The organism is Pandoraea oxalativorans (assembly GCF_000972785.3).
Taxonomy (GTDB): domain Bacteria; phylum Pseudomonadota; class Gammaproteobacteria; order Burkholderiales; family Burkholderiaceae; genus Pandoraea; species Pandoraea oxalativorans.
On the sequence record NZ_CP011253.3, the window covers coordinates 4,815,081 to 4,829,647 of the forward strand.

Annotated in this window: 12 protein-coding genes; 6 read left to right on the top strand and 6 right to left on the bottom strand. The window is 60.7% G+C overall.

Annotated features, from left to right (window positions below; translation table 11 throughout):
- Positions 1 to 36: 36 nt before the first annotated feature.
- A complete protein-coding gene (locus tag MB84_RS21210) occupies positions 37 to 960 on the bottom strand; it encodes a glycine betaine ABC transporter substrate-binding protein (protein WP_046289788.1) in 924 nt (307 codons plus the stop codon).
- A 20-nt stretch (positions 961 to 980) separates the two neighbouring features.
- On the bottom strand, positions 981 to 1,715 hold the full coding sequence (locus MB84_RS21215; protein ID WP_046289789.1) for an ABC transporter permease: 735 nt from the start codon (positions 1,713 to 1,715) through the stop codon (positions 981 to 983).
- 901 nt (positions 1,716 to 2,616) lie between these two features.
- On the opposite strand from MB84_RS21215, the gene MB84_RS21220 reads away from it, so the two are divergent.
- Positions 2,617 to 3,984, top strand: coding sequence for a GGDEF domain-containing protein (locus MB84_RS21220; protein WP_046289790.1), 1,368 nt, complete (start codon positions 2,617 to 2,619; stop codon positions 3,982 to 3,984).
- A 61-nt stretch (positions 3,985 to 4,045) separates the two neighbouring features.
- On the opposite strand, the gene MB84_RS21225 is transcribed toward MB84_RS21220, so the two are convergent.
- From MB84_RS21225 to MB84_RS21240, 4 genes are read right to left on the bottom strand one after another with little or no spacing between them, the layout of a single operon-like run.
- Positions 4,046 to 4,474: a VOC family protein gene (locus tag MB84_RS21225; protein ID WP_046289791.1), complete on the bottom strand. Its 429-nt coding sequence runs from the start codon at positions 4,472 to 4,474 to the stop codon at positions 4,046 to 4,048.
- A gap of 10 nt (positions 4,475 to 4,484) precedes the next feature.
- Entirely contained in the window at positions 4,485 to 6,029 is a 1,545-nt protein-coding gene (locus MB84_RS21230) for a SpoVR family protein (protein ID WP_046289792.1), read from the bottom strand.
- Between the two features lie 59 nt (positions 6,030 to 6,088).
- Positions 6,089 to 7,351 carry a YeaH/YhbH family protein gene (locus MB84_RS21235; protein WP_046289793.1) on the bottom strand — a complete coding sequence of 421 codons (1,263 nt, stop codon included), beginning with the start codon at positions 7,349 to 7,351 and terminating at the stop codon, positions 6,089 to 6,091.
- Positions 7,352 to 7,369: 18 nt separating this feature from the next.
- Positions 7,370 to 9,292, bottom strand: a complete 1,923-nt coding sequence (locus MB84_RS21240; protein WP_046289794.1) for a PrkA family serine protein kinase — start codon at positions 9,290 to 9,292, stop codon at positions 7,370 to 7,372.
- Positions 9,293 to 10,245: 953 nt separating this feature from the next.
- Between MB84_RS21240 and MB84_RS31485 the strand changes: the two genes are divergently transcribed.
- From MB84_RS31485 to miaB, 5 genes are all read left to right on the top strand, one after another.
- Positions 10,246 to 10,368 carry a hypothetical protein gene (locus tag MB84_RS31485; protein ID WP_281192310.1) on the top strand — a complete coding sequence of 41 codons (123 nt, stop codon included), beginning with the start codon at positions 10,246 to 10,248 and terminating at the stop codon, positions 10,366 to 10,368.
- Positions 10,365 to 11,144, top strand: coding sequence for a metal ABC transporter ATP-binding protein (locus tag MB84_RS21245; RefSeq protein ID WP_052652648.1), 780 nt, complete (start codon positions 10,365 to 10,367; stop codon positions 11,142 to 11,144). The genes MB84_RS31485 and MB84_RS21245 overlap by 4 nt, the downstream gene beginning before the upstream one ends.
- Complete coding sequence (locus MB84_RS21250) at positions 11,141 to 12,004, top strand: metal ABC transporter permease (protein ID WP_157122809.1); 864 nt, start codon at positions 11,141 to 11,143, stop codon at positions 12,002 to 12,004. The genes MB84_RS21245 and MB84_RS21250 overlap by 4 nt, the downstream gene beginning before the upstream one ends.
- A gap of 11 nt (positions 12,005 to 12,015) precedes the next feature.
- A complete protein-coding gene (locus MB84_RS21255; RefSeq protein ID WP_052652651.1) occupies positions 12,016 to 12,969 on the top strand; it encodes a metal ABC transporter solute-binding protein, Zn/Mn family in 954 nt (317 codons plus the stop codon).
- Between the two features lie 224 nt (positions 12,970 to 13,193).
- Positions 13,194 to 14,537 (top strand): tRNA (N6-isopentenyl adenosine(37)-C2)-methylthiotransferase MiaB, encoded by a 1,344-nt coding sequence (gene miaB, locus MB84_RS21260; protein ID WP_046289795.1) that lies wholly within the window; start codon positions 13,194 to 13,196, stop codon positions 14,535 to 14,537.
- Positions 14,538 to 14,567 lie beyond the last annotated feature (30 nt).

Genomic DNA, 14,567 nt, shown 5'->3' on the forward strand with positions numbered 1-14,567 from the left:
CGGTAACTATCGGGAGCAGCAACGCGCAATATGCGCTTACTGCACCAATCCTTCCTGCTTGAGGAAGTCGCTCGCCACACGCGACACCGCACGATGGTCGATATCGACCTTGGCGTTCATGTCGCGCATGTTTTCGTCGTTGATCTTCGCGCTGAGCACGTTGAGTTCATCGGCGAGCTTCGGGTTCGCATCGAGCACTTCCTTGCGCACTACGGGCGTGGCCGCGTAAGCCGGGAAGAAGCCCTTGTCGTCGGCCAGCACCTTCAGATCGAAACCCTTGTTGCGGCCATCGCTGGTGTAGACGAGACCGGCGTCGATCTGTTCGTTCTTCAACGCGGTGTAGACGAGGCCCGGGTCCATTTGCTTGATGTTGCGCCGTGCAAGATGGAAATCGTAGAGCTGCTCCATCGGTTCAAGCCCGTCCGAGCGACCGACGAACTCCATGTCGAACGCGAACTGCATGTCCGGATTCGCACGGAACTTTTCGATGAGCTGCGATACCGTCTCGATGCCTTCTTCACGCGCCATCTTGCCCGGCATGGCGAACGCATACGTGTTGTTCAGCGCGGCCGGATTCAGCCAGACGAGGCCGATCTTGCCGTCGAGTTCCCTGACCCGCTCGTAAGTCTGTTGCGGATCGAGCTTCTCGGTGACCTTGTTGTAGACGATGAGCGAGGTGCCGGTGTACTCCCAGACCACGTCGAGCTGATTGCTCTCCATGCCCTGACGCATCACGACACTGCCGAGCCCGTTCTTCAGTTCGACGTCATACCCTTTGCTGCGCAGGTACTGCGCCGTCATCTCCGAGAGAATCAGCTGTTCGGTGAAATTCTTGCCGCCGATGGTGAGGGTGGCGGCCTGCGCGGTAGCGGTCGTCGCCATGACGCCCAGCGTGACGGCAACAACGCTCAGAAGACGAAGCGCGCGCGCCGCGAGCGTACGAGAAAAAGAAACTTGCATACGTAGGGGTCTCCTATGTTTCAGCGCGCCGGCGTGCCGTGTCGCGCGAACCAGAGCCCGCTGGCGAAGGCGACGATGCCGTCGAGCACCAGCGCGAGCAGCGCAGTGCCGGCCGCGCCGAGCAGCAGCTTGGTCTGGTCGTTCAGATAAATGCCGGGGAAGATCAGTTGTCCCAGACTGTCCGCGCCGATCAGGAAAGCGAGGGGCGCAGTGCCGACGTTGATCGCGAGCGCGGTGCGAACGCCGCCGATGATGACCGGCATAGCGTTGGGCAGATCGACGCGAAACAGCACTTGCGCCGGCGTCATGCCCATGCCGCGCGCCGACTCCCGCAATGCGGGCGGCACCTGCCGAAGGCCTTCGTACGCGTTGCGCACGATGGGCAGCAGCGAAGCCAGCCACAGCGCCAGAATGGCCGGGCGGTCGCCGATGCCGAGTACCGCCATCGACAACGCCAGCACGGCGAGCGACGGCAGCGTGTTGCCGATATTGAAGATCTGCACCGCGCGCTCGGCATGTTTCGCGAACATCGGACGCGAGATCAGCACACCCGCAGGCACGCCGACCAGAATGGCCAACGTCATCGAGATCGCCACGAGCTTGAGGTGCTGCTGGGTGTAGTACACCAGGTCGCCCCGGTACTTGACGAGCGAATCCACGCCCAGCCAATACACCAGACCAGTGACTGCGGCGGCAACACCGAGCAGTCCGAAACCGGCCAGATAGAGAATGCGATACTGCTTCGCCACGTTCATGCTCCCTTTGAATGGGTTGGCAGCGCTGCACGCGCGGCAATAGCTATCGCCCCACGTGACAACGCGGTCAAACAAGCATGACAACTGTTAGCTGCCTTGCGAATTGTGGTGTGTTCGGTCCGAAGGTCTGTGAAAGACAACGGTGACGAACGAGGCGTCGCGAAATGCGACATGAGAGACGAGCTTTCGACGCCGTGGGCGCCTGGGCCTCTCGATACACGCTTATTGAAAGCGCGCGAAAGTTTTACTGCACAGACTCATTGCGTGATGTAACGGACGCCGGCGCAACGAGGAACACCGGCAACGCTTTTGTTTCTATGGGCCAACCGCAGCGATTGGCTTTTTTTATTCTAGTACAGATAGTGCGTCGATGCCAACTCATAGCACGTTTTGGGTCATGAATCCGGCGTATTTACATGCAATTACACGACACATTTCTCATATGAATCGTAGTCCAGACTAATTGCGTGCGCTCGAATCCACCGCCATCACTGGCGTTGCGGCGAATCGTAAAGTTGCAAAGGAAATGCAGTTTTACGGCGTCCCGAAATCTGCAATTCCGATGTTTCGCATAGCGGATCGATGTGTCGCAGCGATTTATTTTCCGGGACGCGAAACGAGCGAATTCAGGTGCTGTGAGCGACGTGCCGACCGTCCGTAATCCGCATGTTATCTGGCCTCAGAAGGGAAATTAGCGGGCCGCTCCGGAAACCAGTGCCAACCAGGAAAAACTCGTGTATTCTCCGAGGTTTATCTTAGTTTTCAATCATTTAGCGCAAAATCGGGGAAACGCAACGGGAACGCGAGGCAATGACCTTGGGACAGTTTGCGGGCGCGGTGATTGAACGGTAGGAAAGCGATCGTGCGCGGGCACGAGGTCGTTGAATGGCGAATAACAACTATGAAAAGTACCATCAGCCGTACCGAACAGGGCAATCGCGTCGCCGCGACCACCATTTTGGCCGCGTGCGCCGCACTCACGCTTGCCGGATTCCTCGCGCGCGCACTCGAAGGTGCAGTCAATCCTTTGCTGACCTTCTTTCTCGTCTCGGCAGGCGGCATTCTCAATCTGTCGACGGCGTGTCTGCTGGGCGTTCAATATCTCTACAACGGCAAGCGCTACTTTGCGCAGTTCGGATGCGCGTTTCTGCTGCGCGGACTGTTCATGTTTACCGAAGGCGTGTTGCTCGCGAATCAGCTTGCCGGCATCTCGGCACACGTCACTCGCGCGCCCTTCTGGCTCTGGCTCGTCGCCGAAGCGAGCTTCGCCGCGTACGTGATGCTCAGCGTGCGCAGTTTCTCGCGCACGCGCACGGATCCGCACACGCGCCCCGGCTACTCCGAAGCGGCGCGTTACGGCGCGACGGTCCTCATCATCTGGGTGACGGTTTCATTGTCGATCGTGGGCGCGGGACACACACTCGTCACGCCACATCTGACCGGCGGCGTCGACATCGAGACGATTGCGCTCGCCGCGCTCTTCGTCGCCTACATCGCCCTGTGGTGGCGTATCGCGGCCGTCACGCGCCTGTCGCATAAGCTGTTCCTGCTCGTGTGGGTTGTGGTCTCGATCTCGCTGTGCCAGTTGCTGCTCTCGCTCACGGCGCCGAGCGAAGCGTCGTACCAGTGGTATGCGGCGCGTCTGCTTGCACTAGCCTCGCCGGGTGTCGCGACGCTCGCCCTCGTGTGGGAAATCACACGGCAGTACCAATCGCTCGCGCTCACCAATACGGATCTGGTCGAGAAGGTTTTCATCGATCCGCTCACCCACATCTATAACCGCCGCTATTTCGACAACCGCATCCGGCTTGTCGCCGAACGCGTGCAACAGCGCGCGATTCCGCTGTCCGTGCTGCTGATCGACATCGATTTCTTCAAGCAGGTCAACGACCGCTACGGACACCCGTTCGGCGACGCCGTCCTGCAACGCATCGCCACGACCATCCAGCATTGCATCCGGCTGCCGAGCGACTTTGCGGTCCGTCTGGGAGGCGAGGAATTTGCGGTGGTCTTGCCCGAGATCGACCAGCACGCCGCGTTACGCGTGGCCGACCGGATTCGCGAATCCGTCAAGCGCGCGAGTACGGATCTGCTGCCGCAAGCGGCGCGCGACGACGGCGAGGCGATCACGATCAGCGTCGGCATTGCCTCATGGCAACCGGGCGAACCGCTCGTGATCAGCGCGATGCTCGATCAGGCGGACAAGGCGCTCTATCAGGCGAAACACAAGGGGCGGGATCAGAGCGTGATGGGGCAGATGGCAGCGTGATGCGGGTACGGGTGGCGAGACGTCGGGCGCTGCGCAAGACTGCCGGACGTCGCGAATGACGTCAGTGCCCGCCGACCGGTGGCGACGTCGCGGGTCCCTTGAGCTCCACGGTGTTGCCGTCCGGATCGCTGAGATAGCAGGACGGCCCTTCCCCATGCGCACCATAGCGTTGCATCACGTCGCCCAGGGTCACGCCGTGCGACGCCAGTCCTTTGCGAATGGCATCGACATCGAACGGTTCGACGCGCAGACAAAAGTGATCGAGATTGTGTCCTTCGGGACCGGGTGCGACACCGCCCTGCCGGCCGATCTTCCCAGCGACGTCGACCAGGTCGATCAACGCGTCGCCCGCACGCAGCTGTACGAGTCCGATGTCATCCTGCACCTTCTCCAGCGTGCAGCCCAGCACCTCGATGTAGAAGTGCTGCAAGCGTGCCACGTCGCTGGTCCGCAACACCACGTGATCGAGCGCGACGAACGGAATCTTCATCGCGCCCCCGTCAGGCGCTCAGCGCGTAGCGCCGTCGCTTCTCGACCTTCGTCTCGTGCGTCATTTCGCTGCGGCCGTCTTCGAACACCGTCTCCAGCCGCACGGTAAAGCCCCACAGACGCGCCACGTGCTTGAGCACCTCTTCGAAACTGTCGTCGAGCGGTTTGCGTTCGCTTTGCACGTGCCGCAACGTCAGCGACCGGTCGCCGTGCAGATCGACGTGCGCCACCTGAATATTCGGTTCGAGCTGACTGAGGTTGTACTGCTGCGCCAGCATCTCGCGAATCTCGCGATAGCCCGAATCGTTGTGGATAGCCGTCACGCGCAAGCGGCTGTCACGATCGTCGTCGAGCACGGAGAACAACTTCAGATCGCGAATCACCTTGGGCGAGAGGAACTGCTGGATGAAGCTCTCGTCCTTGAAGTTGCGCATGGCGAAGTCGAGCGTCGTCAGCCAGTCGGAGCCCGCGATATCCGGCGCCCACAGACGGTCCTCTTCGGTCGGCTCTTCGCACATGCGACGGATGTCCTGGAACATCGCGAAGCCCAGCGCATACGGATTCAGACCGCTGTAGTACGGGCTGTCGAACGAGGGCTGATAGACGACGTTCGTATGCGCGTGCAGGAACTCCATCATGAAGGCGTCGTTGACGAGCTTTTCCTTGTAGAGCTGCTGAAGGATCGTGTAATGCCAGAACGTCGCCCAGCCTTCGTTCATGACTTTCGTCTGACGCTGCGGATAGAAGTACTGCGCGAGCTTGCGCACGATGCGCACGATCTCCCGCTGCCAGGGCGCCAGTTTCGGCGCATTCTTCTCGAAGAAATACAGCAGGTTTTCCTGAGGTTCGCCGGGGAATGGCGGCTCGTCCGATTCGGTGGGATCGAGGCCGTCGTCTTCATCGTCGTCGTGCAGCGCGTGATTGGGCAGCGTGCGCCACAGATCGTTGATCTGCATTTGCAGATAGTTCTCGCGCTCCTTTTGCCGCGCCTGCTCCTGCGCGAGCGACAGACGTTTCGGTCGCTTGTACCGGTCCACGCCGTAGTTCATCAAGGCGTGGCACGAGTCGAGGAGCAACTCCACGGACTGTTCGCCGTAGCGCTGTTCGCACTCGGTGATGTAGTTGCGCGCGAACAGCAGGTAATCGACGATGGCGTCGGCGCTGGTCCACGTGCGAAAGAGGTAATTACCCTTGAAGAACGAATTATGACCGTAGCTGGCATGCGCGATGGTCAGCGCCTGCATGGTCATGCTGTTCTCCTCCATCAGATACGCGATGCAGGGATTCGAATTGATGACGATCTCGTACGCCAGTCCCATCTGTCCGCGTTTGTAGCCGCGCTCGGACGACAGGAAATGCTTGCCATACGACCAGTGGTGATAGCCGATGGGCAAGCCCACGGTCGCATAGGCATCGAGCATCTGCTCGGCGGTAATGATCTCGATCTGATTCGGGTACGTGTCGAGCTTGAAGCCTGCGGCGATACGCGCGATCTCGTGCTCGTATCGCTGAATCAGTTCGAATGTCCATTCCGACCCGGTGGATATATACGCCATAACGCGCCCTCGTTACGTTACCGGCTCGAACCGGTAGCGGTACCGCTAAGAGACGGCTTTCAGGCCGCCTTCTTCTTGAACAAGTCGTGCAGCACCGGATAGATTTCGGCCGCCTCCATGATGCGTTGCATCGCGAAGTTCGAGTGCTGCTGCTTGACCGACAGGTACTCGTTCCACAGGTTCTGCGGCTCGGCGCTCGCCACCTCCACGTAGGCGAAGTACTGCACGGCCGGCATGATCGACTGCATCAGGATGTCGCGGCAGATGGGCGAGTCGCCGTCCCAGTTATCGCCGTCGGAGACCTGTGCACCGTAGATGTTCCAGTCACTCGGCGAATACCGGTCCGCGATGACCTCGTTCATCAGCTTGAGTGCGCTGGACACCACCGTCCCGCCCGACTCGCGCGCGTAGAAGAAATCGTCCTCGTTCACTTCCTTCGCCGTGGTGTGGTGACGGATGAGCACGAGATCGATGCGCTCGTAGTTGTGCCGCAAGAAGAGATACAGCAGCATGAAGAAGCGCTTGGCGAGGTCCTTGCGGCTCTGGTCCATCGAGCCGGAGACGTCCATCAGACAGAACATGACGGCCTGCGCTTGCGGGCGCGGCTGCATGACCCGGTTCGAATACCGCAGATCGAGTTTTTCGATGTAAGGAATCGCCTCGACGCGCGTACGGAGATGCGTGATTTCGTGCGCGAGCGCCAGGGCCCGGGGCGACGTATCCCCCTCGCGCGAGACGATGTCCGCGTACTCGGCTTCGAGTTCACGCAGCTGCTTGCGATACGGCGCGGTGAGTGCGATGCGTCGGCCCAGCGAGCTGCGCATCGTGCGAATGACGTTGAGGTTCGACGGCGTACCGTCGATGGAATAGCCCGCACGCACCTTGCGAAACTCCGGAATCTGCGCAAGCCGACGTTTCGCGAGATCCGGCAGCGCCATGTCCTCGAAGAAGAATTTCAGGAACTCCTCTCGCGAGAGGTTGAAGACGAAATCGTCCTCCCCCTCTCCCGAGTCGCTGGCGCGGCTGCCGCCGCCCCCTGCGCCCGATGGCGGACGCTCGAAGTTGTCGCCCACCACGAACTCGCGGTTGCCGGGATGAATCATCTCCCGCCGCCCGCCGGGTCCGTGGTGAAACAACGGCTCCGAAATGTCCTTGACCGGGATCGAGACCTGTCCGCTGCCATCGATATCGGTGATCTTGCGCCCAGACACCGCTTTCGCAACCGCACGACGAATCTGATCGCGATAGCGTTTGATGAAACGCTGCTGATTGATGGCGCTTTTGTTCTTGCCGTTTTGCCGTCTGTCGATGATTGCTGACATAGTGGCCCCGATTGTTTGCTACGAGGATTTGCGCACGCGCAGATACCATTCCACAAGCAGGCGAACCTGCTTCGGGGTATAGCCCTTTTCCACCATCCGGTTGACGAAGTTGGCGTGCTTTTCCTGATCCTCCTTGGACGACTTCGCATTGAACGAGATCACCGGCAGCAGATCCTCGGTCGTCGAGAACATGCGTTTCTCGATCACCGCGCGCAGCTTTTCGTAACTCGTCCAGAGCGGATTCTTGCCTGCGTTGTTAGCGCGCGCCCGCAGTACGAAGTTGACGATCTCGTTGCGGAAGTCCTTCGGATTGGTAATTCCGGCCGGCTTTTCGACTTTCTCCAGTTCGTCGTTGAGCGCGGTGCGGTCGAGAATTTCGCCGGTGTTCGGATCGCGATACTCCTGATCCTGAATCCACAGGTCCGCAAAGTTCACGTAGCGATCGAAGATGTTCTGACCGTACTCCGAGTACGACTCCAGGTACGCGGTCTGAATCTCCTTGCCGATGAACTCGACGAACGGTGCCGTCAGATATTCCTTGATGTAGGCGAGATAGCGCTTCTCCACTTCGCCCGCATACTGCTCGCGCTCGATCTGTTGTTCGAGCACGTACAGCATGTGCACCGGGTTCGCAGCGACTTCCGTGTTGTCGAAATTGAAGACCTTCGAGAGCACCTTGAAGGCGAAACGCGTGGACATGCCCGTCATCCCTTCGTCCACCCCGGCGTAGTCGCGGTATTCCTGATACGACTTGGCCTTCGGGTCGATGTCCTTGAGGTTCTCACCGTCGTAGACACGAACCTTGGAGAAGATGTTGGAATTCTCGGGCTCTTTCAGACGCGTGAGCACCGCGAACTGGGCGAGCATCTTGAGCACGTTCGGCGCGCGCGGGGCGTTCGCAAGCGAGCTGTTCTTTACGAGCTTCTCGTAAATCTTCACCTCGTCGGTCACGCGCAGGCAGTACGGCACCTTCACGATATAGATACGGTCGAGGAAAGCTTCGTTGTTGCGGTTGCCCTTGAAGCTCTGCCACTCCGCTTCGTTCGAGTGAGCAAGCACGATCCCGTCGAACGGAATTGCACCGAACCCTTCCGTACCCTTGTAATTGCCCTCCTGCGTGGCAGTCAGCAGCGGGTGGAGCACCTTGATCGGCGCCTTGAACATTTCGACGAATTCGAGCAGGCCGCGGTTGGCCAGGCACAGACCGCCGGAGTATGAGTAAGCGTCCGGATCGTCCTGCGGAAATTCTTCGAGCTTACGGATGTCGACCTTACCGACCAGCGACGAGATGTCCTGGTTGTTTTCGTCGCCCGGCTCGGTCTTCGCAATCGCGATCTGCTGCAACACCGACGGCCGCACCTTCACGACACGGAACTTGGTGATGTCGCCGTTGAATTCGTTAAGACGCTTGGTGGCCCACGGCGACGGAATCGTATTGAGATACCGCACCGGAATGCCGAAGTCCTCTTCGAGAATTTTGCCGTCTTCCTCTGAGGAGAACAGGCCCAGAGGCGACTCGTGCACCGGCGATCCCTTCAGGCAGTAGATGGGGACATCCTCCATCAACACCTTCAGTTTCTCGGCCAGCGACGACTTGCCGCCGCCCGGAGGCCCGAGCAGATACAGAATCTGTTTGCGCTCTTCGAGGCCCTGCGCCGCGTGTTTGAAGAACGAGACGATTTGCTCGATCGTATCTTCCATGCCGTAGAAGTCACGGAAGGCCGGATAGATCTTGATGATCTTGTTGGAGAACAACCGCGAGAGTCGCGGGTCGTGATGCGTATCGATAAGCTCCGGCTCACCGATGGCGCGCAACATCCGCTCGGCTGCCGTCGCATACGCAGTCGAGTCCTTCTTACAAATCTCCAGATATTCCTGGATGCTGTACTCCTCTTCCCTGCGTGCTTCGAAACGTGTCGTGTAGTGGCTGAAAATATCCATATGCCTCACCCCGCCTCATCGGAATACACCGCGGAAAACACCGCGATACGATGCCCGCTCTGTTGCTTAAGACCCGGATGACTGCACGTTGGTTTCGACCTGGCTCACTGCATGCCGGAGCGACTGACGCGAAACCTTCCGCACTGTCCCCTCCCTCACATGAACGACTCAAAATCGGTTTAGGTTGACTTTAAACTTGTCAGTGAAAATTGCAACCGTTAACTCATCATATGCACAAACAAAAAAACTGTCGCTAGATATTTGCCGCAGCGCTAAGCATTCTCGATAACCTGCATGCCACAAGGGTTTCCGCGCGTTACGCACACACTCTACGCAATGCGCATGTCGTATGAGATAGGTCGAATTTCGAGCGACCTTTGGAGCCACCACCCACGCATTGCGCACTCGGGTTTGCCTGCATCGAAAAACGTTTGAGACGTTCGTTTATTTATTCAGTATTCCTATTTATTTTGTCGAATTACACACACCGACGAGATTCGTTTCGTGCAATGTTTTTGGGAAAAAAAGTGGGCGGCGCAGCGACGTCTACGACAGCGAAGACGTGGGCGCGAACGGGAGGCTTTCCTGTCGAAGCGTCGCGGCTGCGCGAAGTCGCGAAGGTCGTACGACGTGCCTGCCCTGGAGCACGCGTGTCGCAGATGGAAAGTCGACTACGGACGGATGTCTTGACGGACTCACCTCCTCCTTGCAAATTGGCGATCTCTGGAATGAAGCGAACAACGTGCCAGACGACCGCGCTTGAAAACCATGTTACGCCCGTTCGCCAAAATCTGCTGCGCGGATATGTAACGCGATGTGACCCCACCCCGGCGCATCGCGTTTGCGCCCGAGCGCAGGGCGTCACCGCGCCAGGAACGATTCGTGCAATAATGCAACTTTGTTGCATTTATTACACAGTTGCAAACTGTGTGCGGGCGTCGTCCCATCTGTCCATGATTCGTTTCTCCGTTTGGCTCTACCGTCTCGCAGGCTGGGAACGCACGGCGCTCACGCTGCTGGTGCTCGTCCCGCTTTGGGCGCTCGTTTGCTGGGCGCTGAAAGGGGTCGCCCCGTGATCGGTTGCCAGAATCTCTCGGTCCGGTTCGGACCGAACGTCGCGCTGGAAGACGTGAGCGCCGCCTTCGCGTCCGGCGTGCTGTCCGCAGTCGTCGGCCCCAACGGCGGCGGCAAAACCACTTTGCTGCGCGCGCTTGCCGGTCTGCAAAAGGCCACGACGGGCAAGATCGTCAGCGACGGCCCGGTGGCCTACCTGTCGCAACGCCCAGAGACCGATCATCGTTTTCCGATGTGCGTCGAAGAATACGTGCTGACCGGTACGTGGCGTCGCACGGGCGATGCCCGTCGTCTCGGCCGCGACGAGTTCGACCGCGCCCTCGACGCCCTCGCCCGCGTGGGGCTCGCCGACAAGCGCACACAAGCGCTGGAAGCCTTGTCCGGCGGACAATGGCAGCGCGCCCGCTTCGCGCGCCTGATCGTCGAAGACGCCCCGATTGTTTTATTGGACGAACCGCTGACCGGCATCGATGTGCCGTCGGCGGAACTGTTGCTGGCATTGCTGGATCAATGGCGCAACGAGGGACGCACCGTTGTGACCGTGCTACACGATTTGCCGTTGGTGCTCGAACGCTTCGCCCACGTGGCCGTGATGGCCGGACGTCTGGTGACGTCGGGCACGCCGGCGTCCTGCCTTCAGGGCGGGTTCCCGTCGACAGACGGCGCGGGCGGTGGCGTCCATCCGGGCCTGTCCGCAGCAGGCGGCTATACCGCGTTTGCCGCGACGCCGCCGTCGATCACGGCTGCGCCGGCCCCCTTCCCCGGAGGCCGTCGGTGAGCGCGCTGCTCGATCTCGTCATTGGCCCGTTCGCGGAATTCGACTTCATGCGCCACGCGCTGGTCGGCAGTCTGGCCCTGTCGCTGGGTTGCACGCCCGTGGGTGTATTTTTGCTGCTGCGCCGCATGAGCCTGATGGGCGATTCGCTGTCGCATGCGGTGCTGCCGGGCGCGGCGGTCGGCTATCTGATCGGTGGGTTGTCGCTGCCGTGGATGGCGGGCGGTGGCATGATCGCAGGTCTGCTCGTGGCATTGCTCGCCGGTCTGTCGAGCCGCCGTACACGGCTGGATGAAGGCGCGTCGTTCGCGGGCTTCTATTTGCTGGCGCTCGCGGGCGGTGTGGTCATCGTGTCGAAGTGGGGCAACAGCGTCGATCTGATGAATCTGCTGTTCGGCTCGGTGCTGGCGGTGGACGACCCGTCGCTGATACTCGTGGCGGCCATCACGACCGTCACGCTGCTGTGGTTTGGCTGGCACTATCGCGGTCTGGTGCTCGACAGCGCGGATCCGACTTTTCTCGGCCAGGGTCAGGGCAAGAGCGTGATGCGCTACCACCTGGGCTTTACCGTGCTGACGGTCATGAACCTCGTTTCCGGTTTCCAGGCGATGGGCACGCTCATGGCCGTGGGACTGATGATGCTGCCGGCGGCCACCGCCCGGCTCGTCTCGCGCACGCTCCCCGGCATGCTGCTCACCGCGTGGCTGGTCGCCAGCGCGTCGAGCGTGATCGGGTTGCTGCTTTCGTACTATCTGGCTTGCCCCTCCGGGCCGGCCATCGTTCTGACGGCAGGCGTCGCCTATCTCGGCGCGCTGCTAGTTTCGCCTGGCGGTGCCGGCACGGCCAGGGCGTCTGCGCTTTAAGAGAGGAAAACATGTTCGGATTGGGTCTTGGGGGCAGCAACGCGTCGCGCGGTAATTCGTGGCTCGGCGCGGGTCCCTTGGCGGTTTTCGCCGTGATTTTTGCGCTGGTCCTCGCCTTCGCCAGCCCGGCGCACGCGCAGGACACGCGCCTGCCCGTCAGTGCCAGCTTCAGCATTCTGTCCGACATCGTGAAGGCCGTCGGCGGCGACCGCGTCGACGTCATCACGCTCGTCGGTCCCGATCAGGACACGCACACCTATGAGCCGACCCCGGCGGACGTCGCCAAACTCTCAGGCACCAAGCTGTTCTTCGTGAACGGTCTGGGTTTCGAAGGCTGGTTGCCTCGTCTGATGAAGTCGAGCCACTACCCCGGTGAGCTGGTCACGGTCACGAAGGGCCTCAAGGCCCGCACGATGGTCGACGACGGCAAGACGGTGACCGATCCGCACATGTTTCAGGATCCCGAGCGCGTGAAGACGATGGCGGACAACATTGCCGCCGCCCTCTCGAAGGCCGACCCGGCAGGTGCGAACTACTATGCGGACCGCGCCAGAAACTATCGCGGCGCGCTCGACGACCTGATCGTCTGGGCCAACAAGCAACTCGCTCCGATTGCGCCGGCGCGCCGCGTGGTGCTGACCTCGCATGACGCCTTCGGCTATCTCGGCCAGCGATTCGGCATCAAGTTCCTCGCGCCGGAAGGCGTGTCGACGGAAAGCGAAGCCAGCGCCAAGGACGTCGCCAACCTGATCCGCGTGATCCGCCGCACGGGTATCAAGGCCGTCTTCATGGAGAACATCTCCAATCCGCGTCTGGTGCAACGCATTGCGCACGACGCGAAGGTCACCGTGGACGGCAAGCTGTACTCCGACGCCTTATCGAAGAACCCGGAAGCGACGACCTACCTGCAGTTGTTCCAGTACAACATCCGGGCGCTCGCCGCAGCGATGAAGGACAACCGGTAATCCCCCCGGCACCGCCACGCTCCCCCCCGGTGCACGCGGTATAATGCGTGCACCACACACCGGCCCCGCTACGGAGGTCCGGACAGGTCGGCCATGCCGGCTTTTGCGTTTGGGTCGTCACATTTCTCGCACGACCGAAGACTGGCCCTCTGAACCCCTGAAACATCCGGCAACGGACAAATACGGACGCCCCCAGGTTAATCACTGCGAACGGCGCACACTCAATGGCAAAGAAGATTTACATCAAGACGTTCGGCTGTCAGATGAACGAGTACGACTCCGACAAGATGGCGGACGTACTCGGCGCGGCCGAAGGTCTCGAGAAGACCGACACCCCCGAAGACGCCGACGTCATCCTCTTCAACACCTGCTCCGTGCGCGAAAAGGCACAGGAAAAAGTGTTCTCGGATCTGGGCCGCATGCGCGCCCTCAAGGAAATCAAGCCGGATCTGGTGATCGGTGTCGGCGGTTGCGTCGCCAGTCAGGAAGGCGCGGCCATCGTGCAACGCGCCCCGTACGTGGACGTGGTGTTCGGCCCGCAAACGCTGCACCGCCTGCCGCAGATGCTCGAAGCGCGCCGCTCGACCGGCCGTTCGCAAGTCGACATTTCCTTCCCCGAGATCGAAAAGTTCGACCACTTGCCGCCCGCCAAGGTCGAGGGTGCGACGGCGTTCGTCTCGATCATGGAAGGCTGCTCGAAGTACTGCAGCTACTGCGTGGTGCCGTACACGCGCGGCGACGAAGTCTCGCGTCCGTTTGAAGACGTGCTCACCGAAATCGCCGGACTGGCCGAACAAGGCGTGCGTGAAATCACGCTGCTGGGCCAGAACGTGAACGCCTATCGCGGTCTGATGGCCGACGGCGAGATCGCCGACTTCGCGCTGCTCATCGAGTATGTGGCCGAAGTGCCGGGCATCGAACGCATTCGTTACACCACGAGCCATCCGAAGGAATTCACGCAGCGTCTGATCGACACCTACGCCAAGGTGCCAAAGCTGGTGAGCCATCTGCACTTGCCGGTACAACACGGCGCCGACCGCGTGCTGTCGGCCATGAAGCGCGGCTACACGGTGCTGGAGTACAAGTCGATCATTCGTCGCCTGCGTCAGGTGCGCCCCGAGATGTCGATGTCGTCGGACTTCATCGTCGGCTTCCCCGGCGAGACGGAAGAAGACTTCGACAAGCTCATGGCGATGATTCACGAAATCGGCTACGACACCAGCTTCTCGTTCATCTACAGCCCGCGCCCCGGCACGCCAGCCGCGAACTTGCAGGACGACACGCCGCGCGAAGTGAAGCTGCGCCGTCTGCAACACTTGCAGGCCGTGATCGAAGAGAACGCCGCACGCATCAGCCAGCGCATGGTCGGCTCACGTCAGCGTATTCTTGTCGAAGGCGTGTCGCGCAAGGACCCGAACGAGCTGCAAGGCCGCACCGAGAACAACCGCGTGGTCAACTTCCCGGCCCCCGAAGCACAGCGCGCAGCGCTGATCGGGCAGATGACCGACGTTGTGATCACTTTCGCTTATCCGCACTCGTTGCGCGGCGAGCTGGTCACCACGCACTGAACGACGCAGCGAACAGGCACGACCTGGCGG

Bases quoted from the DNA above. Each gene is read 5' to 3' on its own strand.
- MB84_RS21240 (WP_046289794.1), bottom strand. From the start codon at position 9,292: ATGGATATTTTCAGCCACTACACGACACGTTTCGAAGCACGCAGGGAA.
- MB84_RS21235 (WP_046289793.1), bottom strand. From the start codon at position 7,351: ATGTCAGCAATCATCGACAGACGGCAAAACGGCAAGAACAAAAGCGCC.
- MB84_RS21225 (WP_046289791.1), bottom strand. From the start codon at position 4,474: ATGAAGATTCCGTTCGTCGCGCTCGATCACGTGGTGTTGCGGACCAGC.
- MB84_RS21215 (WP_046289789.1), bottom strand. From the start codon at position 1,715: ATGAACGTGGCGAAGCAGTATCGCATTCTCTATCTGGCCGGTTTCGGA.
- MB84_RS21220 (WP_046289790.1), top strand. From the start codon at position 2,617: ATGAAAAGTACCATCAGCCGTACCGAACAGGGCAATCGCGTCGCCGCG.
- MB84_RS21210 (WP_046289788.1), bottom strand. From the start codon at position 960: ATGCAAGTTTCTTTTTCTCGTACGCTCGCGGCGCGCGCGCTTCGTCTT.
- miaB (WP_046289795.1), top strand. From the start codon at position 13,194: ATGGCAAAGAAGATTTACATCAAGACGTTCGGCTGTCAGATGAACGAG.
- MB84_RS21230 (WP_046289792.1), bottom strand. From the start codon at position 6,029: ATGGCGTATATATCCACCGGGTCGGAATGGACATTCGAACTGATTCAG.
- MB84_RS31485 (WP_281192310.1), top strand. From the start codon at position 10,246: ATGATTCGTTTCTCCGTTTGGCTCTACCGTCTCGCAGGCTGGGAACGC.
- MB84_RS21255 (WP_052652651.1), top strand. From the start codon at position 12,016: ATGTTCGGATTGGGTCTTGGGGGCAGCAACGCGTCGCGCGGTAATTCG.